This is a genomic window from Arthrobacter sp. NQ7 (assembly GCF_029581595.2).
Taxonomy (GTDB): Bacteria; Actinomycetota; Actinomycetes; order Actinomycetales; family Micrococcaceae; genus Arthrobacter; species Arthrobacter phenanthrenivorans_B.
Map to the genome: position 1 here is coordinate 48,512 of NZ_JARFXU020000007.1, position 21,111 is coordinate 69,622.

Below are 21,111 nucleotides of genomic sequence, written 5' to 3' on the forward strand. Positions count from 1 at the left end.
CGGGGGGGTGCGCTCGGAACCCCCACCCCCCCAATACCACAACGTCATGAAACAACGGGGGGGGGTGCGCGGCTTCAAAACGCCGGGCCGCCGCCGTCGGACTGGCGGTTGGAGTGGGCCCGTCAACAAGGAGGGGCCCCACACCCTCAGCGGGACTAGTGTCCGGTGGGCACGTAGCGCTTGATGGAGGCTTCCAGTTCGGCTTCGGCGGCGGCGCGGTCGCCCCAGCCTTCGGCCTTAACCCATTTGCCGGGCTCCAGGTCTTTGTAGCGGGTGAAGAAGTGCTCGATTTCCTTGATCAGGTACTCGTTGACGTCGCTGACTTCCTGGATGTGGTCGAAGCGGGCATCCACCGGCACGCACAGGATCTTGGCGTCTCCGCCGCCGTCGTCAGTCATGTTGAAGACGCCGATGGGGCGGGACTCAACGATGACGCCGGGGTGCAGGTCGAAGTCCTGCAGCAGCACCAGCGCGTCCAGCGGGTCGCCGTCTTCGCCGAGGGTGTTCTCGAAGTACCCGTAGTGGGTGGGGTACTGCATGGAGGTGAAGAGGACGCGGTCCAGGCGGACGCGGCCGGTCTCGTGGTCAACTTCGTACTTGACGCGTGATCCCTTGGGGATCTCGATGGTCACGTCGTGCTTCATGGAATGCTCCTCGGCAATTGCAGGGGGTGCGCGGCACACTTGACGGGCCACAAAAAAGCGTGTCGGTGCCGCCGACTAGTATTGAGGATATAGCGAGAGGCCCTGGAATCAGGAACTTGTGGGGAAATTTCAGGACTTGAGGACCAGCACCAGCATGACCAAAACTACCGGCCAGGAACCGCTGCGCGCCCGCCGGGCCGGGCGCCCCGGCAGCCCCCGACGGGTCTCCGGGAAAGAGCCGCACACGCCCTGGCACCTGGTGTTCGCCGCATTGCTCCTGCTGGTCCTGGCCATGCCGGCGGTCCTCCTGGTTGTTCCCGGTTTCACCGGCCCGGCAGCAGCTCCGCCCGCCCCGGCGCCGCCCGCCTGGCAGCAGGCCCCGGCAACGATTGCCGCCCCGCAGGTGCTGGCACCGCTTCGGCAATCCGCCCCGGTGCCGGCTCCGACGGTGGTGGCGGCGCAGGTTGAGCCGGTGCTGAAGACCGACGGCGGCGGTACTTTCACGGGCATGGTCCAGGACGCTTTCACTGGCCAGGTCCTCTTCGACCGGGGCGGCGCAGACGGCCGCGTGCCGGCGTCGAACCTTAAATTGCTGACGGCGGTGGCCGCGCTGCGCACCCTGGGGCCGGATCGCCGCTTCACCACCAAAGTGGTGCAAGGCCCTGCCGCCGGGCAGGTGGTGCTGGTGGGCGGCGGCGACGTCCTCCTGGCCGCGGGCGGATCGAAGCCGGACCAGGTGATGGGCCATGCTGGCCTTGCCACCCTTGCGGCCGGCACGGTGCAGGCACTGCAGGCCGCCCGCACCACCGGCGAAATCACGGTGCTGGTGGACGACTCCCTGTTCACGGGACCCGCGCTGAATCCCAACTGGCAGTCCGGCGACGTGGAAGCAGGCGAAATAGCGCCGCTGTACCCGCTGGCCCTCAACTCGGCCCGCTTCGATCCGGCCGTCACCACCGGCCCCCGGCCGCAGGATTCGGCGATAACCGCGGCGGAAGCGTTCGCGGCCCAGCTGCGTGCGGCCGGTGCCGCTGCGGGACTGACGGTGGCGGCCGGCGTCGAACGTTCCGCGGGCGCTTCCCAGGCCAACCCGGCAGTCCTCGCCGCGGTCGAATCGGCCACGGTGGCGGAGCAAGTGGACCTGATGCTGCAGGTATCGGACAACTACCTGGCCGAGACCATGGGCCGGCTGGCCGCCGTGGCCACGGGCCGGCCCGGCAGCAACGACGGCGCCGTGGCCGTGGTGGCGGACGAGGTCCGGGCGGCCGGCATCCCCGCAGACACCCTCAAGCTGGCGGACGTGTGCGGGCTTGCCATGGGCAACCAGGTCCCGGCACGGCTGTTCGTGGACGTGCTGCGGGCCATCACCACCGGAGCCGACACCAGGCTGCGTGCCGCTCTGGACGGCTTCCCGGTCGGCGGCCTGTCCGGCACCCTGGACGCCCGTTACGGGGACGCCACCACCTCCGGCGGCGCCGGGCTGGTGCGGGCCAAGACCGGAACCCTGAACACAGTGCTGGGGCTGAGCGGCTACGTGGTGGACGCGGACGGAAGGCTCCTGGTGTTCTCCTTCATCGGCAACGGACTGACACCCGGCGCCGCCGGCAACAAGGAAGCCCTGGACCGTGCCGCCACCGTATTGGCCGGCTGCGGCTGCCGCTAGCGCAGACCGGCCGGTGGACCCCATGGGCGACCGGGACCGCATGAGCGGCCCTGCGCCGCATAAGCGGCGCGGGGCAGCAACGGTTGTGCGGGGCAGGGCCGCTCCTGGACGGGCAGGTCGCCCCGCGCGCTCCTGTGCGGAGGCTGTGGAAGTTCGCCGGTGAGCGAACTTAAGGACGATCCCCGGGCTGCTGTGTTCTGATGGGAACCATGGAGTCCACTGCGCGCGAGTCCGCACCGACCGTGTCCACGAAGGCCGGGTCACCGACTGCCCAGTCCCTGATCAACTGGGACCTTGCCGCTTCCGCCGCAGCGCGGCTGGCTCCGGCCGGCCCGGTGCTGGACGAAGCAGCCATCGGCGGGGCGGTGGACAGCCTGCGCCGGCTCGCGGACGCCTCCGTTCCGCACGTCCATGAGATCACCGGGCTGGAGGCGGCACGCGATCTGCGCGACTCGTCAGTATTGGTGGTGGACCGGGCGTCCTGGGCCAAAGCCAACACCCAAAGCTTCGCCGTGATGCTCAAGCCGGCCATGCAGAAGATGCTGGACAGCCGCAGCGGAAACCTGAGCCCCGCTGCCGCGCAGGTCAGCGGCGCCATCACCGGCTCCCAGCTGGGCGCTGTCCTCGCTTTCCTGTCCAGCAAGGTTCTGGGCCAGTACGACCCCTTCGCCGCCCTTGCCGAGAACTCCTCCGCACCCGCCGCCGGCAGGCTTCTGCTCGTGGCCCCGAACATCATCTCGGTGGAGCGTGAACTCAACGTCACGCCGGAGGATTTCCGGCTCTGGGTGTGCCTGCACGAACAAACCCACCGGGTCCAATTTGCGGCGGCCCCCTGGTTGCGCCACCACATGCTGGAGCAGATCGACAACCTCAGCGGGCACCTGCTGGGCAACGTCGACTCCCTGATGGAGCGTGCCTCCGCTGCTGCGCGTTCACTGAAGGACCGCTCCGCCAGCGGAAACACGCCGGGCCGCGGCGCCATCCTGGACCTGCTCCAGGATCCCGAGGAAAAGGCCGCCATCTCGCACCTCACCGCCGTCATGAGCCTGCTCGAAGGGCACGCCAACGTGGTGATGGACGCCGTGGACGCCAGCATCGTGCCGTCCGTCAAGACCATCCGGCAGCGGTTCAACGACCGCGGCAAGGACCGTGGCGTCATCGAGAAGTTCATCCGCAGCCTCCTGGGCCTGGACGCGAAGATGCGGCAGTACTCCGACGGCGCCCGCTTCGTCCGCGCCGTGGTGGACGTTGCCGGGATGGAAGGCTTCAACAAGGTCTGGGACTCGGTGGACCACCTTCCCACCGAGCCGGAGATCCACGACGCCAAGCTGTGGCTTGAGCGGATGGGCCTGTAGTTGCCTGACGACGTTCCGGCGCCGTCCCCTGTCACCAGTGGACGGCGCGGGCCCGGAAGGCTGGCTCCCGTCGTCGGCACTGCACGCAGGATGCTGCAGGAGGCCCTGGCAGGTGCCGGCTACCCGCGCCACGTCCTGGTGGCCTGCAGCGGCGGGCCGGACTCCTTGGCGCTCGCCGCCGTCGCGGCCTACTTCGCCCGCCGCGGCCACGTGGACGGCCATCCGCTGACCGTGGGTGCGGTGGTGGTGGACCACCAGTTGCAGGACGGCTCCGCCGGGGTGGCAGCACGCACAGCGGCGATGCTGCAGGAGCTGGGCCTTTCACCGGTGGAGATCCGCACCGTTACGGTGGCCGCCGCCGGAATGGGGCCCGAAGCTGCTGCCCGCGAGGCCCGCCATGCCGCCCTTGAGGCTGCCGCCTCTGGCCAGGGCGCCGGGGCAATCCTGCTGGGGCACACCTTGGACGACCAGGCCGAACAGGTCCTGCTGGGCCTGGCCCGCGGCTCCGGAACCCGTTCCCTTGCCGGCATGCGCCCGGCCCGGGCAGGCTCCGGAGACACGGTGCTCCTTCGCCCGTTCCTCGGCCTTCGGCGGGCGGACACCGAAGAGATCTGCGCCGTGGAGGAACTGGACCCCTGGCACGATCCCACCAACGCGGACCCCGCCTTCGCGAGGTCCCGGACCCGGGTGGAGGTCCTCCCGCACCTGGAGGACAAGCTGGGCCCCGGCGTGGCGGAATCGCTGGCCCGGACCGCTGCAATCCTGCAACTGGACGCCGACTACCTGGAGGATGTGGCGGAAAGCACCTACGCCTCCCTCGTGGAGCGGGACGGCTCCGACCTTGCCCTTCCGGAAGAGGCCCTGCGCGCCTTGGCGCCGGCCATCAGGTTCCGGGTCATTGCCAAGGCCGCGGCGGAGGCAGGCGGCCAGCAGCCCAGCTACCAGCGCCTTTTGGCGGCGGAAGCCCTGCTCCGGCGGCACGGTTCGGCCGGCCCGGTGCAGCTTCCCGGCGGTGTAAGCGCCTACCGGTTGTCGCTGGCGCAGCTGGAGGGAGCCACGGGCAAAGCCGTCCCCGCCGCCCCCCACGGCCCCGGTCCCGTTCCCCGCGAACGGGCACGCTGTGGGAAGCTAGTATTCCGGCCTTCCAAGCCGCCCACAAAATAGTCGCACCCCGCATCTACACAGGAGCCATTGGTGGATTCAAACGACGTCCAGGCAGATCTCAAGCACGTTCTCTACACCAAGGAACAGATCCAGCAGCGGATCACCGAACTCGCAGCGCAGATCGACAAGGACTATGAAGGGCGCGAGATCCTCATTGTGGGCGTCCTCAAGGGTGCCGTGATGGTTATGGCGGACCTGGCCCGGGCACTGCACAGCCACATTTCCATGGACTGGATGGCTGTCTCCTCCTACGGCTCGGGAACCCAGTCCTCCGGGGTAGTGCGCATCCTGAAGGACCTGGATACGGACCTGATGGGCAAGGACGTGCTGATCGTCGAGGACATCATCGACTCCGGCCTGACCCTGTCCTGGCTCAAGACCAACCTGGAGTCCCGCGGTACCGCGTCGGTGGAAATCTGCACCGCGTTCCGCAAGCCCACCGCCGCCAAGGTGGAAATCGACGTCAAGTACGTCGGCTACGACATCCCCAACGAATTCGTGGTCGGCTACGGGCTGGACTACGCCGAGAAGTACCGCAACCTGGACTTCGTAGGCACCCTGGCGCCGCACGTCTACGAGTAGGCTGCCGCCCACCATCTTGCCAAGGAACATCGGCATCCGGGACGTTGCCAAGGCGGCCGGCGTCTCCGCCACCACCGTCTCGCACGTGCTCAACGATGCGCCCTACGCCCGCGTCAGCCAGGACACCCGCGACAAGGTCAGGGCGGCGGCGGACCAGTTGGGCTACGGCCCCAACCGCCTGGCCCAGGCACTGCGCAGCCGGAAGTCCGGCGTGCTGGGCCTGGTCAGCGAGGACGTGGCCACCACGCCGCACGCCGGCCGGATCATCCTGGGCGCGGACCAGGCCGCCCGCGCCCGCGGCTACACCCTGATGCTCATCAACACCGCAGGCGCCGCCGACACCGCATCCCGGCAGGCGGACGTCGAGTCGCTGCTGGAGCGGCAGGTGGACGGGATCCTTTACGCAACGATGTACCACCGCAGCGTTCAGCCGCCCGCCAACCTGGCCCGGGTGCCATCGGTACTGGTGGACGCCGTCACCGACGCCGGGACGTTCCCGGCTGTGGTTCCGGACGAGCACGGCGGCGCCTCCGCAGCTGTGCAGGCGCTGCTTGCCGCCGGGCACACGCGGATCGGCTTCATCAACAATACGGAGGATGTTCCCTCCACCCACCAGCGCCTGCAGGGTTTCCGGGACACCCTTGCCCGTGCGGGACTGGACGCCGGCGGCGCCCCTGTCGGGACGGCGTCGTCCGATGCCCTGGGCGGGTACGCGGCCGCCAGGCGGATGCTGGAAGGCGCCAACCCGCCGTCGGGCCTCTTCTGCTACAACGACAGGATGGCCATGGGAGCCTACCGGGCTGCCGCGGAACTGGGCCTGTCCATCCCGGAAGACCTGTCCATCGTTGGCTTCGACGACCAGGAACTGATCGCCGGCAGCCTCCACCCCGGCCTCACCACCGTGGCCCTGCCGCACTATGAAATGGGCGCCTGGGCGGCCAACCGGCTGATCGACACGATCGACGCCGGAGAGCCCGGGGACGCCGGGCCAGGATTCCATGACCGCCCGGAGCCCGTGCTGCTCGAGTGTCCGCTGGTGACCCGCGGATCCGTGGCGGCGCCCGGGGAGCACCGCTGAGGCAGGCGTCCGGCGGACAGCCGGCATGCTACGCCCACAGGGAACTTTTGCTTTTCGCTATGCGTGATGTACTCCGGACGGTGTATAGCTAGAAGCTGACGCAGCACCATCACGCGCGCAGACTACTCGCCGTGAAGCACTACCGGAAGGGACGGGGCGAGCCCCCGAACAGATGAAAGCTAAGAACTTCTTCAAAGGCCCGGGCATCTGGATCGTCGTTGTGGTCGGTCTGCTCCTGGTGGCTTTTGCGACGCTCGCCCCCGGCGGTGCGGCCCGGATCGACACGGACAAGGGCCTGGAGCTGCTCTCCAGCAACAAGGTGGAGCAGGCCAAGATCTTCGACGGCGAGAACCGCGTTGACCTCACGCTGAAGGACAACCTGCAGCTGGATGGGCAGGACAAGGGCAAGAGCGTCCAGTTCTTCTTCGTGGATGCCCGCGCGCAGGACGTGGTGAAGGCCGTTACGGACGCCAAGCCGGCGCAGGGCTTCACGGACCAGCCGATCGAAAGCAACTGGTTCTCCGGCCTGCTCTCCCTCCTGATCCCCGTCATCCTGCTGGGCGCCCTCTTCTGGTTCCTGATGACCCGCATGCAGGGCGGTGGATCCAAGATCATGCAGTTCGGCAAGTCCAAGGCCAAGATGGTCAGCAAGGACATGCCGCAGGTCACTTTCGCGGACGTCGCAGGTGCGGATGAGGCCGTGGAGGAACTCCAGGAAATCAAGGAATTCCTGCAGGAACCGGCCAAGTTCCAGGCTGTTGGCGCCAAGATCCCCAAGGGCGTCCTGCTCTATGGCCCGCCGGGTACCGGCAAGACCCTGCTGGCCCGCGCTGTCGCAGGTGAGGCGGGCGTACCCTTCTTCTCCATCTCCGGCTCTGACTTCGTGGAAATGTTCGTCGGTGTGGGCGCCTCCCGTGTCCGCGACCTGTTCGAGCAGGCCAAGGCCAATTCCCCGGCAATCATCTTCGTGGACGAAATCGACGCCGTCGGACGCCACCGCGGTGCCGGCATCGGCGGCGGCAACGACGAACGCGAGCAGACCCTCAACCAGCTGCTGGTTGAAATGGACGGCTTCGACGTCAAGACCAACGTCATCCTGATCGCGGCCACCAACCGTCCCGACGTCCTGGACCCGGCCCTGCTGCGTCCGGGCCGTTTCGACCGCCAGGTGTCCGTGGAAGCGCCGGACCTGATCGGCCGCGACCAGATCCTGCAGGTGCACGCCAAGGGCAAGCCCATGGCACCGGGCGTGGACCTGAAGGCGGTGGCCAAGAAGACGCCCGGTTACACCGGCGCAGATTTGGCCAACGTCCTGAACGAGGCCGCGCTGCTCACCGCCCGCTCCAACGCCAACCTGATCGACGACCGCGCCCTGGACGAGGCCATTGACCGCGTCATGGCAGGCCCGCAGAAGCGCAGCCGCGTCATGAAGGAGCACGAGCGCAAGATCACCGCCTACCACGAAGGCGGCCACGCCCTGGTGGCGGCGGCCCTGCGGAACTCCGCCCCCGTCACCAAGATCACCATCCTTCCGCGCGGCCGGGCCCTCGGCTACACCATGGTGGTCCCCGAAAACGACAAGTACTCCATTACCCGCAACGAGCTGCTGGACCAGATGGCCTACGCCATGGGCGGCCGCGTGGCGGAAGAGATCGTGTTCCACGATCCCTCCACCGGGGCTTCCAACGACATCGAGAAGGCCACGGGCACCGCACGCAAGATGGTCACCGAATACGGCATGAGTGAACGCGTCGGCGCTGTCCGCCTGGGCCAGGGCGGCGGTGAACCCTTCCTGGGCCGCGACGCCGGGCACGAGCGGAACTACTCCGACCAGATCGCCTACGTCGTGGACGAGGAAGTGCGCCGCCTGATCGAGCAGGCCCACGATGAGGCCTACGAGATCCTCACCGAGAACCGGGAGATCCTGGACATCCTGGCCCTGGAACTGCTGGAACGCGAAACACTTAACCAAGCCGAGATCGCCGACATCTTCCGCGACGTCCGCAAGCGGGACTTCCGTGAAGTGTGGCTCTCCAAGGAGACGCGTCCCGTCCTCGCCGGCCCGGTGGAAACCCGCCGGGAGCGGGCCGAGCGCGAGGCCCAGGAGGAAGCCAAGCAGGCCCGCCTGGACGAGCCGCTGGACGCCCAGCCCCCGCATGCGCAGGGCGTTCCGGAGGATGCACCGTTTCACGGGGGGACCCCCGAATCGGGGCCTGACACCCTTCGCGGCTAAGCTTTCCCTGTGACTTCCTTCGACGACGACGACGTTCCCGCCTCCGCCGGACACCTGGCGGAGGCCGGTGCCCACCCCTCGAAAACCGAAAAAGTGGACAAGCCCCGGATCGAGGCGGCCGTCCGCGAAATCCTCCTTGCCATCGGTGAGGATCCGGACCGCGGCGGCCTCCTGGACACCCCGAAGAGGGTGGCAAAGGCGTACGCCGAGATGTTCGCCGGGCTGCACCACGATCCCGCGGACGTCCTGTCCACCACCTTCGACCTGGACCATGAGGAACTGGTCCTGGTCAAGGACATTCCGTTCTATTCGACCTGCGAGCACCACCTGGTTCCGTTCCACGGAGTGGCCCACGTGGGGTACATCCCGTCCCATGACGGCAAGGTCACCGGTCTGAGCAAGCTGGCCCGGCTGGTGGATATCTATGCCCGCCGCCCGCAGGTGCAGGAACGGCTCACCACGGAAATCGTCGAAGCGTTGGTCAGCCACCTCAAGCCCCGTGGCGCCATTGTCGTTGTTGAATGCGAACACATGTGCATGTCCATGCGCGGCATCCGCAAGCCCGGAGCGAAGACCGTCACCAGTGCGGTCCGCGGGCAGCTTCATGACCCGGCCACCCGTGCCGAAGCCATGAGCCTCATCCTCGGAAGGTAACCACAGACCATGGATTCACTCGCTGCAGCCCCGGGAACGGGGCCCGCAACCTCCCCGCTGCCCATCCTGCGCAAGCCCCGCCCGGCGGCGCGCTTCGAAGACCTCCCCACCGGCCGCACCCTGGTCATGGGAATCCTGAACGTCACCCCTGACTCCTTCAGCGACGGCGGGAAGCACCCCACCGCGGACACCGCGATCGCCGCCGGCCTGCGGATGTTCTACGCCGGTGCGGACATCATCGACGTCGGGGGCGAGTCCACCCGGCCCGGCGCCGATGACGTCACCCCCGACGAAGAACAGCGCCGCGTCCTGCCCGTGGTGGAAGCCCTGGTGAAGGCCGGCGCCCTGGTCAGCATCGACACCACGCACGCCTCCACGGCGGAAGCGGCAGTCAAGGCCGGCGCCGCCATCATCAACGACATCTCCGGCCTCAGCATCGAGCCCGAAATGGCCGAATTCGTGGCGGCCTCCAAGGTGCCCTACGTCCTCACCCACCGCCGCGGGGACGCCCGGACCATGAACTCGCTCGCCGAATACACCGACGTTGCCGGGGAAGTGGTGTCCGAGCTGGCAGGAGTGCGGGACAAGCTCTACGCCGCCGGCGTCAGCCAGGAGCAGATCATCATTGATCCGGGCCTGGGGTTCGCCAAGAATGACGCCCAGAACTGGGAACTGCTGCAGAACCTTGACCAGCTGGACAGCCTGGGCCACAAGGTCCTGGTGGGTGCCTCGCGGAAGCGCTTCCTGGGCACCCTGCTTACGGTGGCCGGCAAGTCCGCCGCGCCGGAAGAACGGGATGGTGCCACCGCGGCCATCACCGCCATCAGCGCCTACCGCGGCGCCTGGGCAGTGCGCGTGCACGACGTCGGACCCAGCCTTGACGCCGTCAAAGTGGCTGCGCGCATGGCTGCCGGACCCGCGCAACAAGCCGTACCCAAGACGCAATAGGGCCGGGGGACCCATGGACAGGATTACGCTGACCGGAGTGACCGCAGTGGGTCACCACGGTGTCTTCGATTTCGAACGCCGGGATGGCCAGCCCTTCGTGGTGGACGCGGTGCTGTATCTCGACTTCACCGAAGCGGCGCAGTCCGACGACGTCCGGGACACCGCGCATTACGGCGAGGTGGCGCAGCGTATTACTGAATGGATTTCCGGAGAACCCCTGAACCTCATCGAGGCGTTGGCAGTGCGGATCGCCGACAGCCTCCTGGCCGAATTCAGGCTGCAGGCCGTGGACATCACCGTCCACAAACCGCAGGCCCCCATCGAAGTCCCGTTCGGCGACGTGGCCGTCAGCGTCCACCGGGAACGGAAGGCAACCGATCCTGCGCCGGCCGGAGCCCAGGCATGAACGGCGTTTACACCAAGGCGGTGCTCGCCCTGGGCAGCAACCTCGGAGAACGCAACGAAACCCTGACGGAGGCCGTCGCAGACCTGGTGGATCCGCCCGAGGTGCGGCTCCTCGCCGTCTCACCTATCGTCCAGACGAAGGCCGTAGGCGGCCCTGCCGGGCAGCCGGACTTCCTCAACATGGTCATCACGGTGGAAACCAGCCTGTCCCCGCAGGAGCTGCTGGCCCACTGCCAGGCCGTGGAAAACAAGCACCTCCGCGTCCGCGAGGTCCGCTGGGGTCCGAGGACACTCGACGTCGACATCATCACCTACGGTGACCTGCACAGCGACGACCCCGCCCTGACCATCCCGCATCCGCGGGCGGCGTCCCGGGCGTTCGTGCTCTACCCCTGGTCGCTCATCGAACCCGCCGCCACCCTGGACGGTGAACGGATCAGCGCCCTCGCCGTGAAGGCGGAGGACTTCGCCGACCTCGCGCCGTTCGACGGCTTCGGTGACTTTGACGGCATGCCGACGGCGGGAGCGGTGGAGGAACGATGAAGCCCATCAGCCCGCTGCGCCTGCTCCTGGTCTGCGTCATCCTTGCCATCGCGGGCTGGTCAGCCACGGTTGTCACCAGCCGCTACAGCATGGCCACGCCGGTCCTGCCTGCGACCGCGCTGGCCACCATGGGCGTGATCGTCATCATCACCCTGATCCTGGGGATCCGGGTCCTCCGGTGGCGGAACAGCCACCAGCCGAACAGCAAGGCGCAGAAGACGCAGCTGGATCCCCTGCTGGCCGCCCGGACACTGGTCCTGGCCCAGGCCTGCGCGTATGCCGGAACGGTTCTGCTGGGGTGGCACGTGGGCATCTTCCTGGACCAGCTGCGGATCTGGAGCCTGCGCAGCGACCAAGGCATCACCTGGCTGGCCCTTGCCATGGCCGGTGGCGGCCTGGTGATGATCGTGGTGGGGCTCCTGGTGGAGCGTTTCTGCAAAATTCCCCCGGAAGACGGCGACACCAAGGGCGTCGACGGGAAGGGCCGGCCTGCCCGCGGCGAGGCCGCAGGGGAAGGCGAGTATGCATACCGAGGCGATTGACCCGCCGGGTATCGACTGGCAGCGGGTGTCACCGAAATATGTCACGGTCCGGCTGGTGGAATGGGCCGTTGCCAACCTGGTTACCGTCCTGGTCCTGTCCGCGCCGCTGGTGATGGTCCTCCTGGGCTGGTGGCGGTGGCCGCCGCTGTGGCTGGCCGTCACCGTTCCCGCCATCGCGCTGCTGCTGGCTTTGTGGCGGCTGGTCCTCATCCCACGCCAGGTCCGGGCCATCGGCTATGCCGAGCGCGACGACGACCTTCTGGTCAGGAGCGGCATCTTCTTCCAGCGCACCATGGCCGTGCCCTACGGCCGGATGCAGTACGTGGACATAGCCGTCGGACCCGTGGAACGGGCCCTGGGCCTGTGCAGCGTCAAGCTGCACACCGCGTCCCCCGGCACCAACGCCCGCATCCCCGGCCTCCCCGCAGCGGAGGGCGCGCGGCTGCGCGAACAGTTGGCCGCACGCGGCGAAGCCAGGCTGGCAGGGCTGTGACGGCTGACGGCCACCTGCCCGGGCAGCCACCCGTTCCGCCTGCCCCCGCACCTCCTTTCCCGGTCCCGGACAGCACCGGAACGTCCGACGGCGACTGGCGGCGCGTTCATCCGGCGTCACCTTTTGTCAGGGGCTGGTTTGCCCTGGCCGCGATCACGTTCTTCTTTGGCCGGGACCTCTTTGAGCGGATGCTGCAGGGACAGGCGGTGTTCGAAAACGGCTTCGCCCGCCGCGCGCCGTGGCTCCTGGGCGGCGGAGCGCTGGTGCTGGCCGTGGCCGTGCTCGGCTTCGTCCTCACCTGGTACTTCACCAAGTACCAGGTATCCGGCGGCTACGTCCGGGTGAACTCCGGCTTCCTCTTCCGCCAGCACCGGCAGGCACGCCTGGACCGGGTGCAGGCGATCGACATCGTCCAGCCGCTGCTGGCCCGGATCTTTGGCCTGGCCGAGCTCCGGTTCGAGGTGGCCGACGCCGGCGAGTCCGCAGTGCGCCTGGCCTACCTCAAGATCGGGGACGCCAGGCAACTGCGCGCCACCATCCTGGCCCAAGCCTCCGGGGCAGGGGCGGGCGCCGGGGCGGCCGCACCTGGCCGCGCTCCGGGCGGGCCCGTCGCCGGCGCCGTGACCGTCGTCGGAACAGCTTCCGGGGCGCTGCACCCGGCGGAGCACCCTTTCCTGCCTGCACCCGAGGCGCCCGAAGCCACCGTACTTGCCGTGCCGCCGTCGCGCCTTATCGGATCGCTGCTGTTGAGTGAGCAAAGCTTCTTCATCGTGGTGGGCGGCGCAGCTTCGGTGGTCCTGTCCGCCGTGACTGACAACCGAGCCTTCTATTTCTACCTGGTGCCGGCCGCCCTGGGCCTCGCCGCCGGTTACTGGAACTTCTTCAACAAGGGCTACAACTTCACCGCAGCCATCTCGCCCGACGGGATCCGGCTGCGGTACGGCCTGCTGGACACGCAGGCGCAGACCCTGCCGCCCGGCCGGATCCAGGCGGTGAAGGTTTCCCAGCCGCCATTGTGGCGTCCGCTCGGCTGGTACCGGATGCAGGTCAATGTCGCCGGCTACGGGGCTTCCGGCAACGCCGTCGAAGGCAACACCAGGACCATCCTCCTGCCTGTGGGCACGTTCTCCGACGTCCTCGCCATGCTGTCGCTGGTGCTCCCGGACCCCGGGACGGACGCGTCCGCAGCCGTTTTCGCCGCGGGGCTTTCAGGCAGGGATTCCGACGGCGGCTTCGTCACCACGCCGCGCCGGGCCCGGATTCTTGCCCCCCTGGCCTGGCGGCGGAACGGCTTTGCGGCCACCGGCACGGCCTTGCTGATCCGCTCGGGCCGCTGGTGGCGGCACCTTGTGGTGGTGCCGCACCAGCGGACGCAGTCGATGGCGCTCCATCAGGGCCCGCTGGCCCGCCGGTTCCGCGTTGCCGACTTGGTCCTGCACACCACCGCCGGTCCCGTTGCGCCCAGGCTGATCCAGGCCGGCCTGGACGAGGCCAGGCAACTCTTCAATGAGCAGTCGGCCCGCGCCCGGCTGGCACGGAAGAGGCAAACCACCGAACAATGGTTGCGGGAGGTTGTCCCGGCAGTCGCACCCGACTCCGTGCCCGGCGCGACGGTGATTGCGGCGACGCTGCCGGAGGCGGCCGCCGGAGAAGCGCGCCCCCGTCCCCAACAGGAAGGCCAGCAGCATGGCTAAGCCAGGACGCCTCGGCGTCGGAATCATCGGTGCCGGCAAGGTGGGGGCCGTGCTGGGCGCTGCCCTGCGTGCGGCCGAACACGCCGTCATCGGGGTCTCGGCCGTGTCCGAGGCGAGCCGGGAACGGGCCGAAGCATTGTTGCCCGGCGTGCCGGTCCTTGAGGTGCAGGACATCGTGGAGCGGGCCGAGCTGGTGCTGCTCGCCGTCCCGGACGACGCCCTGCCGGACCTGGTGGAGGGACTGGCGAAGCTTGGCGCCTGGCAGCCGGGCCAGCTCGTGGCGCACACCTCGGGCCGCTTCGGCGTCGGGGTACTGCATCCGGTCCGTGCCGCCGGCGCCATCCCGCTGGCACTGCATCCGGCCATGACGTTCACGGGAATGAGCCTGGACCTCACCCGGCTGCTGGACTGCACTTTCGGGGTGACGGCGGATGCCGCCATGCTGCCCATCGCGCAGGCGCTGGTGGTGGAGATGGGGGCCGAGCCAGTTGCCATCGCGGAGGCGGACCGGACGCTCTACCACGCAGCCCTGGCGCACGGGTCCAACCACCTGGTCACCCTGGTGGCGCAGGCCTCGGAACTGTTGCGTGACGTGGGTGTGGAATCGCCCGAACGCATGCTGGGGCCGCTCCTGCGGGCCACGCTGGAGAATGCCCTGGCGTCCGGGGAATCGGCACTCACCGGACCAGTGGCCCGCGGGGATGTGGGTACGGTGCGTGCCCACGCCGAGGCGTTGCGGGAGTTCGACGGCGGCGGTCATGGCGACATCCTGGCGGCCTACCTTGCGATGGCACGGGCGACGGCGCTTCGGGCCGAAGGACGCGGACTGCTGAAACCTGACCAGCTGAAGGGGCTGAACGACGCCCTTGACCAAAAGGAGGACTGAGTGTCCATACAACTCGTCACCACAGTGGCCGGCCTGAAAGCCGAAAGCGCCAGGCTGCTGACCGCCAAGGGAGGCGCTTCCCAAGGGCTGGTGCCCACCATGGGCGCACTGCACGAGGGCCACGCCGCCCTGGCCCGGACCGCCGTCGGGCAGAACGACGTGGTGGTGGCCAGCATCTTCGTCAACCCCCTCCAGTTCGGCGACGCTGCAGACCTGGACCGCTATCCGCGGACGCTTGAGGCTGACCTCGCGCTGCTGGAGGAGCAGGGCGTGGACCTGGCGTTCGCGCCTTCCGTGGAGGAGGTCTACCCCGGCGGTGAGCCCTTGGTGCGCGTTACCTCCGGCCGGCTGGGGGAGAAGTGGGAGGGCGCCTCGCGGCCCGGACACTTCGACGGCGCACTCACCGTCGTGGCCAAGCTGCTGCACTACGGGATGCCTGCGGCGGGTCTTCCCGCTGGCTCCGGCGGCGATGCCGTCAACGGCCGCTTGCCGGCCTACCGCGCCTACTTTGGGCAAAAGGACGCCCAGCAGTTGGCCCTGGTCCGGCGCATGGTTGCCGACCTGGACTTCCCGGTGGAGATCGTTGGCGTGCCAACCGTCCGGGCAGCTGACGGTCTGGCACTTTCCAGCCGCAACCGGTTCCTGTCCGACGACGAGAGGGACGCCGCGCTGGTCTTGTCCAGGGCCCTGCGGCTGCTGGAGGAGCGGGCGAATGCCCATGAGCCGCTGGACCTTGATTCGGCGCTGGCCCTGGTGGAGTCCCAGCCCCTGGTGGAACTCGATTATTTCGAGGTAGTGGACCCGGGGACCCTGGAGCCGCTGGCCGAGAACTGCCGCGAGACTCCCTTCCGCGGCGAAGCGCTGGCCCTGATCGCGGCCAGGGTTGGTCCGGTCCGGCTGATCGACAATATGCCGCTGAATTCCTGAGCCCCGCCCCTGTTCCTGCCCCTGACCCTGTTCCAGCCTGACCTTTGCAATCCTGACCCGGCCTATTTACGGCCGGTTAGAGGGCCGGTCCGTCCTCGCTGGCCATTAACTGTTCCAGGAGTGCCTTTTCCGGCCGCCCCGGATTCCGTGCCACGAAGCGCCGGAGGCGGGCCTTGGCCAGCTCATCGGCGGGGTCTGTGCTGGAAAGCAGTTCATCGATGATTTCCTGCGCCTGCCACCGGAGGGACTCAATGGCGAACTGCCGGATCTCCGCGGGCGTGTCACGGGGAAGCCATGGCTCCGGATCTGGGGGCACGGGGGCGAGCTGCTCTGCTGTCATAGTGGCCTCCTTGCATCAATGCGCACCGGCGACGTTGCCGGTGCGGCGTTCGAATGCACTGCACGTAGCCAACACACTACAGGGAGAAAGACAAGTCTGTCTCGTGCCAGAATTAGCCTATGGATGTGATGAATCCGGGGTCCGGTATGAAGCCGGACGTAGGCTCCGCGCAAGCGTCTCTCCAGCCGTCGGCGCCGGCTTCTTCCTCCAGCCGCCTGGACCCGGAGGAGCGGATCCTGTCGGTGGCCTACGAATTGTTTTCGCGGCGGGGGATTCGGGACGTTGGCGTAAACGAACTCATTGAACGTTCCGGCGTTGCGAAAGCCACCTTCTACCGCCATTTCCCCTCCAAGGATTCCCTGGTGCTGGCGTTCCTGGAACAGCGCGATAAACAGTGGACCGTTGACAGCATCATCTCCAAGGCGCGCCAGCGGGGCAGCACGCCCGTGGAGCAACTGCTGGCAATTTTCGATGTCTTTGCCGAGTGGTTCCGTCGGGACGATTTCGAGGGCAGTGCCTTCATCAACGTCCTGCTCGAAATGGGGCCTGCCCACCCCTTGGGCCAAGCCAGCAAGGACTACCTGGCGAAGATGCGTGGGCACGTCCAGGGGCTGGCGGAAGAAGCCGGATTGTCCCGGGCGGAGGACTTCGCGCGGTCCTGGCACATTCTGATGAAGGGCTCCATCATTGCGGCCACCGAGGGGGACCTGCAGGCGGCCCAGCGTGCACAGCAGATGGCGGGCTGCTTGATTGAGCACCACAGGGGTTAGCACTACGGCCCGTCGCGGCGTCGGCCGCAGCGGGAACACCTGCACGCAGCAGGAGGCCGGGCAGCTAGCAGGACGTCCGGCAGGTAACAGGACGTCGGCCAGGTAGCAGCACAATGTGCTGTTGGAGGGTGTTGTTGCGCAGGCGCTAGACAGCCAGGCGCTGCAGTAGAACTTCTTCGAGCAGGCTTCGTTCTCCCGGCAGGATGCCTGGTGGCCAGTGTGGCGGTTCGGGGTCGGGGTGTTCGGCTTTGTAGTGCCGTCCTGTTGGCGAGGTCCAGCCGGGTGCCCCGTTCTTGGTTGCCGGCTCGGGAATCCATGGGCGCGCGTGTTTGAGTCGGTGGTGTTTGGGGCAGAGCTGGGCCAGATTGCTGACCTCAGTACTGCCGCCGTGGTCCCAGGCTTGCAGGTGGTCGGTGTCGTTGTCGGGAGTGCGGTTGGTGCAGCCGGGGAAGGTGCATTTGCCATCGCGCATCCTGATCCAGCGCTTGATGGTCCCGGTAAGCCGGTAGTTCTTGCGGCCGATCTCCAGCGGCGCCCCGTCCCTGGGGTCGATCAGGACCCGGTAGAACGATTCGGCGCCGTCCGCGACCAGTTTCCGTGCCATCGATGCCGCGATGGGCCCGAAGCCGTCGAGTTCTGCGGGTTCGTCGGTGAGGCCGAGGAGGGAGAATACCGGCACGGTGACCAGGACGTCGGCCCGTGGAGCGGGGACCTTGCCGACTGCGGTGTTGGTTTCGCCTGCCGCTCCTGGATTTCCGCTGCTGGCGGCACGGGCAGTGTCCGCGGTAGTGGGATGCAGGGTGGCGCCAAGGAGCAATGACGCTGCGATGTCCGGGCGGAGTTGGGTGAGGGTGCGGGGCTCGTCGGGGTTTTGGAGGCCGCGCGCGGTGGCGGTGGTGCGGTTCCAGATAGCGCAGGCGGTGTCGCCGGGGAGGTAGAGCGAAACCCAGGCCATGCCGTCCCGGTCGGGGGTGTAGTCCATCCGCCGATCCTTGAACCCTTTGGCGTGGCGCTTCTCGATCGACTCGGGGTGGTGGCGTTCGCGCCAGGCACGGACTTTGGCTCTGAACCGTGACGGGACAAGTTCACCGGGGCCAGCGCCGCGGGGGAGATTGGGACCCTCGGGATCGAAGAAATGCGCCACCAACTTCACCGCGCCCTCAGGAGTGAGCCCCTCCGTTTCGTCAGCAATAATCTTCGCGTGCTGCCAGGACATCGCCCCGGCGGACAACGCCTCGAACACCGGCGGCAGGGAGCAGACCCGCCGGGACTGCTCCCTGAATGCCCCCGCGGCCGTGGAGCTCACTGTCAGGACCCCGGCGATCTCCTCCACAGTAGACATCTCGGCATAGAGGCGGTCCTGCACGGACGCGTCCGGCGGAGTCATGGCCTGCTGAAACTCGACGGCCTGGACAGCCTGCCGGGACTTTAGCGCCGCCAGCCGCGCTTCCAGCCGGGCTGTCAGTTCCAACCCTTCCAGGCACAGCTCATACCGCCGCTGCAGCACATCCACCTCAGGGCCGACGCAGGCACCTGAGGCAAGGGCGGTGTCTTCCTGAACCAGCCTGCGTAAGGCAGCCATGGAGGATTCAAGTCCCTCCACAACCGCTGCCCCGCGTGTCCCGATTCCCATACCCATATCATCCAGCGACCCCCTGACATTCTGACGTGGCATCGCCGGTCACTGGCCCCCGGCCGGGAGCCGCCGGAGGCCCAGCCGTCACGTCCAAACGCCACCGGCCGTCCAAGGTGCCTCGGCCGCGCAAGCTGCCTGCCGCCGTCGTACGCAATTCCATGGCGCAAAATCCCCGGCGCACCCCAAATACCCGCCGCGCAAAGGAGCTTGCGCGGCGCACTCGTGAGAGCCCGCAAGGTGGATAGTCAGCTTGCTTATTACTTTCCCATTTCCTAGGCTGGACTGGTCAGGCAATCAACTCTCAAGCGGGACCCCCGCGTGCCAAAAGCGCGCAACCGCAAGGATGAGGAGGAAAAATGTCAGAGCACAGCATCGCAGGCAAGAAGGTGGCATTCCTGCTGACTGACGGCGTGGAGCAGGTGGAGCTCACCAGCCCCTGGCAGGCCGTGAAGGACGCCGGCGGCGAGCCCACCCTGGTGGCTCCCAAGAGCGGCAAGCTGCAGGGCTACAACGGCACGGAGAAGGGCGACACCTTCGACGTGGACCTCACCGTGGCCGATGCCAATGCCTCCGATTTCGACGCCCTGGTACTTCCGGGCGGCGTGGTGAACGCAGACCACCTGCGGGTCGACAAGGACGCCCAGAGCTTCACCCGCAGCTTTTTTGAACAGCACAAGCCGGTGGCATCCATTTGCCACGGACCGTGGCTGCTGATCGAGGCCGGCGTGGTCCGGGGCCGGAACGTCACGTCCTACTTCACCCTCGAAACCGACCTGAAGAACGCCGGTGCCAACTGGACGGACCAGGAAGTGGTGGTGGACCAGGGACTGGTGACCAGCCGGAACCCTGACGACCTTCCAGCCTTCAACAACAAGCTGGTGGAGGAAATCTCCGAAGGGCAGCATGCGGGGCAGACGGCCTAACCCCCCAATGTTCCCCCAGGGTTAAGAAATCCCCGTGTGGAGGAATTACTCCAGCGGGTAGAGTGTTGGCATCTGCAGCGGCTGACCGCGCACCACTCATAAAACCCCTGAGGGAACACCCATGTCTACCGAGACCTCGCCCGACTCCAGCGGCCCATCCGTCCAAACGCCCGGACGGGAAGTACCCGGACACGAAGCCCAGTCCTCCGCGCCGGAGAAGATGTCCCGGGAGGCAGTGACCATCATCAGCACGCTGCTGGTGGCGACATTCGTGGTGATCCTCAACGAGACCATCATGAATGTCGCCCTGCAGCGGCTCATGGTGGACCTTCGCGTGGACGCCCCCACCGTCCAGTGGCTGTCCACCGGCTTCATGCTGACCATGGCCGTAGTCATCCCCACCACGGGCTTTATCCTCCAACGGCTCTCCACCAGGGCTGTGTTCATGCTGGCCATGGGCCTTTTCGCCGGCGGAACCGCGCTTGCCGCTGCCGCCCCCGGCTTCGAGGTGCTGCTTCTGGCCCGCATCGTCCAGGCAGGCGGCACCGCCATCATGCTGCCGCTGCTGATGACCACCATCCTCACCCTGGTGCCGCTGGCCAAGCGCGGCGCCGTGATGGGGAATGTCAGCATTGCCATCTCGGTTGCGCCGGCCATGGGCCCCACCGTTTCCGGCCTGATCCTGGAGCACTTCACCTGGCGCTTCATGTTCATCTTCGTCCTGCCCGTGGCCCTCGCGGCGCTGGCCATCGGCGCCAAGTACCTCACCAATGTGGGTGAAGCCGAGAAGGGCAAGCTGGACTTCCTGTCCGTCATCCTGACCGTTCCTGCCTTCGGCGGCCTGGTGTACGGCCTGAGCCAGATCGGCGGCGGCCACGGCGGGCAGGCCGGCCCCGGCGCGGGCGCCATTGCAGCCCTGCTCATCGGCGTCGCCGCCCTGGCCGTGTTCGTGTTCCGCCAGCTACGGCTGCAGAAGGCTGCAGCGCCGCTGCTGGACCTGCGGGCCTTCAACTTCCGGATGTTCACGGTTTCTGTGCTGCTGATGGTGGTTGCCATGATGGCCCTGTTCGGCGGCGTGATCCTGCTGCCGCTCTACCTCCAGCAGGTCCGCGGGCTGGGTTCGCTCGAAACCGGCCTTGCCCTGCTGCCCGGTGGCCTGGCCATGGGGCTGCTGGGGCCGGTCATCGGCCGCGCCTTCGACAAGGTTGGCCCGCTGCCGCTCACGGTGTCCGGATCCATCCTCATGGTGGTCACCCTCTGGCAGTTTTCAATGCTCGACGCCGGCACACCGGTCTGGTGGATCGTCACCTTGCATGTGGGGCTGAGTTTCGGCCTGGCGCTGCTGTTCACCCCGGCCTTCACCACGGGCCTGAACCCGCTGCCTCCGCACCTTTACTCGCACGGGTCTGCGATCATGAGCACCACCCAGCAGGTGGCCGGCGCCGCGGGTACGGCACTCCTGGTGTCCATCTTCGCCGTTGTGAGTGCAGCGTCCGGACTCGTTGCCGGGATGAGTGCCGCTTTCATGACGGCCACAGTGATCGCCTTTGCCGCCGTCGTGCTCTCTGCGATGATGCGCAAGACCGAAGGCGCCGCGGGCCACGGCGGTCACTGACCCCCAACCAACGTCA

Annotated in this window: 21 protein-coding genes; 18 read left to right on the forward strand and 3 right to left on the reverse strand. The window is 67.7% G+C overall.

The annotated features are described in order from the left end of the window. Positions 1–155: 155 nt before the first annotated feature. On the reverse strand, positions 156–644 hold the full coding sequence (locus tag PUN71_RS09860; RefSeq protein WP_043450105.1) for an inorganic diphosphatase: 489 nt from the start codon (positions 642–644) through the stop codon (positions 156–158). Positions 645–798: 154 nt separating this feature from the next. Between PUN71_RS09860 and dacB the strand changes: the two genes are divergently transcribed. The 15 genes from dacB (at position 799) to PUN71_RS09935 (ending at position 15,811) form a co-directional block, all read left to right on the forward strand. Then, positions 799–2,307: a D-alanyl-D-alanine carboxypeptidase/D-alanyl-D-alanine endopeptidase gene (gene dacB / locus PUN71_RS09865; protein ID WP_277798253.1), complete on the forward strand. Its 1,509-nt coding sequence runs from the start codon at positions 799–801 to the stop codon at positions 2,305–2,307. A gap of 209 nt (positions 2,308–2,516) precedes the next feature. Further along, positions 2,517–3,662 carry an Rv3626c family coenzyme F420 biosynthesis-associated protein gene (locus PUN71_RS09870; protein ID WP_043450320.1) on the forward strand — a complete coding sequence of 382 codons (1,146 nt, stop codon included), beginning with the start codon at positions 2,517–2,519 and terminating at the stop codon, positions 3,660–3,662. 90 nt (positions 3,663–3,752) lie between these two features. Further along, positions 3,753–4,826 carry a tRNA lysidine(34) synthetase TilS gene (gene tilS, locus PUN71_RS09875; protein ID WP_277798340.1) on the forward strand — a complete coding sequence of 358 codons (1,074 nt, stop codon included), beginning with the start codon at positions 3,753–3,755 and terminating at the stop codon, positions 4,824–4,826. Between the two features lie 30 nt (positions 4,827–4,856). Next, positions 4,857–5,408: a hypoxanthine phosphoribosyltransferase gene (hpt, locus tag PUN71_RS09880; protein WP_041651844.1), complete on the forward strand. Its 552-nt coding sequence runs from the start codon at positions 4,857–4,859 to the stop codon at positions 5,406–5,408. 13 nt (positions 5,409–5,421) lie between these two features. Further along, entirely contained in the window at positions 5,422–6,486 is a 1,065-nt protein-coding gene (locus PUN71_RS09885) for a LacI family DNA-binding transcriptional regulator (protein ID WP_043450099.1), read from the forward strand. Between the two features lie 172 nt (positions 6,487–6,658). Next, positions 6,659–8,719 carry an ATP-dependent zinc metalloprotease FtsH gene (gene ftsH, locus PUN71_RS09890; protein ID WP_043450097.1) on the forward strand — a complete coding sequence of 687 codons (2,061 nt, stop codon included), beginning with the start codon at positions 6,659–6,661 and terminating at the stop codon, positions 8,717–8,719. A gap of 9 nt (positions 8,720–8,728) precedes the next feature. Further along, positions 8,729–9,373, forward strand: a complete 645-nt coding sequence (folE, locus tag PUN71_RS09895) for a GTP cyclohydrolase I FolE (RefSeq protein WP_043450095.1) — start codon at positions 8,729–8,731, stop codon at positions 9,371–9,373. Between the two features lie 9 nt (positions 9,374–9,382). Beyond that, positions 9,383–10,321 (forward strand): dihydropteroate synthase, encoded by a 939-nt coding sequence (gene folP / locus PUN71_RS09900; RefSeq protein WP_277798254.1) that lies wholly within the window; start codon positions 9,383–9,385, stop codon positions 10,319–10,321. Positions 10,322–10,334: 13 nt separating this feature from the next. Further along, positions 10,335–10,727 carry a dihydroneopterin aldolase gene (folB, locus tag PUN71_RS09905; RefSeq protein ID WP_277798255.1) on the forward strand — a complete coding sequence of 131 codons (393 nt, stop codon included), beginning with the start codon at positions 10,335–10,337 and terminating at the stop codon, positions 10,725–10,727. Next, a complete protein-coding gene (folK, locus tag PUN71_RS09910) occupies positions 10,724–11,269 on the forward strand; it encodes a 2-amino-4-hydroxy-6-hydroxymethyldihydropteridine diphosphokinase (protein WP_277798256.1) in 546 nt (181 codons plus the stop codon). The genes folB and folK overlap by 4 nt, the downstream gene beginning before the upstream one ends. Beyond that, a complete protein-coding gene (locus PUN71_RS09915) occupies positions 11,266–11,811 on the forward strand; it encodes a DUF3180 domain-containing protein (RefSeq protein ID WP_277798257.1) in 546 nt (181 codons plus the stop codon). Before folK ends, PUN71_RS09915 begins: the two co-directional genes overlap by 4 nt. Continuing rightward, entirely contained in the window at positions 11,792–12,304 is a 513-nt protein-coding gene (locus PUN71_RS09920) for a PH domain-containing protein (RefSeq protein ID WP_277798258.1), read from the forward strand. The genes PUN71_RS09915 and PUN71_RS09920 overlap by 20 nt, the downstream gene beginning before the upstream one ends. Then, on the forward strand, positions 12,301–13,998 hold the full coding sequence (locus PUN71_RS09925) for a PH domain-containing protein (protein WP_277798259.1): 1,698 nt from the start codon (positions 12,301–12,303) through the stop codon (positions 13,996–13,998). Before PUN71_RS09920 ends, PUN71_RS09925 begins: the two co-directional genes overlap by 4 nt. After that, positions 13,991–14,884 carry a Rossmann-like and DUF2520 domain-containing protein gene (locus PUN71_RS09930; protein WP_277798260.1) on the forward strand — a complete coding sequence of 298 codons (894 nt, stop codon included), beginning with the start codon at positions 13,991–13,993 and terminating at the stop codon, positions 14,882–14,884. Before PUN71_RS09925 ends, PUN71_RS09930 begins: the two co-directional genes overlap by 8 nt. Continuing rightward, positions 14,885–15,811 (forward strand): 4-phosphopantoate--beta-alanine ligase, encoded by a 927-nt coding sequence (locus PUN71_RS09935; protein ID WP_277798261.1) that lies wholly within the window; start codon positions 14,885–14,887, stop codon positions 15,809–15,811. It begins immediately after the preceding gene. 76 nt (positions 15,812–15,887) lie between these two features. Here the strand turns inward: PUN71_RS09935 and PUN71_RS09940 are convergent, their stop codons facing one another. Continuing rightward, on the reverse strand, positions 15,888–16,151 hold the full coding sequence (locus PUN71_RS09940; RefSeq protein WP_277798262.1) for a hypothetical protein: 264 nt from the start codon (positions 16,149–16,151) through the stop codon (positions 15,888–15,890). Between the two features lie 128 nt (positions 16,152–16,279). Between PUN71_RS09940 and PUN71_RS09945 the strand changes: the two genes are divergently transcribed. After that, entirely contained in the window at positions 16,280–16,921 is a 642-nt protein-coding gene (locus PUN71_RS09945; protein ID WP_240471860.1) for a TetR/AcrR family transcriptional regulator, read from the forward strand. A gap of 145 nt (positions 16,922–17,066) precedes the next feature. Here the strand turns inward: PUN71_RS09945 and PUN71_RS09950 are convergent, their stop codons facing one another. Beyond that, positions 17,067–18,560, reverse strand: coding sequence for an HNH endonuclease signature motif containing protein (locus tag PUN71_RS09950; protein WP_277798263.1), 1,494 nt, complete (start codon positions 18,558–18,560; stop codon positions 17,067–17,069). 353 nt (positions 18,561–18,913) lie between these two features. Here PUN71_RS09950 and PUN71_RS09955 point away from each other — a divergent pair, with 353 nt between their 5' ends. Together PUN71_RS09955 and PUN71_RS09960 are read left to right on the forward strand one after the other, a co-directional pair. Beyond that, positions 18,914–19,480 (forward strand): type 1 glutamine amidotransferase domain-containing protein, encoded by a 567-nt coding sequence (locus PUN71_RS09955; RefSeq protein ID WP_043450068.1) that lies wholly within the window; start codon positions 18,914–18,916, stop codon positions 19,478–19,480. 121 nt (positions 19,481–19,601) lie between these two features. Beyond that, a complete protein-coding gene (locus tag PUN71_RS09960; protein WP_277798264.1) occupies positions 19,602–21,095 on the forward strand; it encodes a DHA2 family efflux MFS transporter permease subunit in 1,494 nt (497 codons plus the stop codon). Positions 21,096–21,111 lie beyond the last annotated feature (16 nt).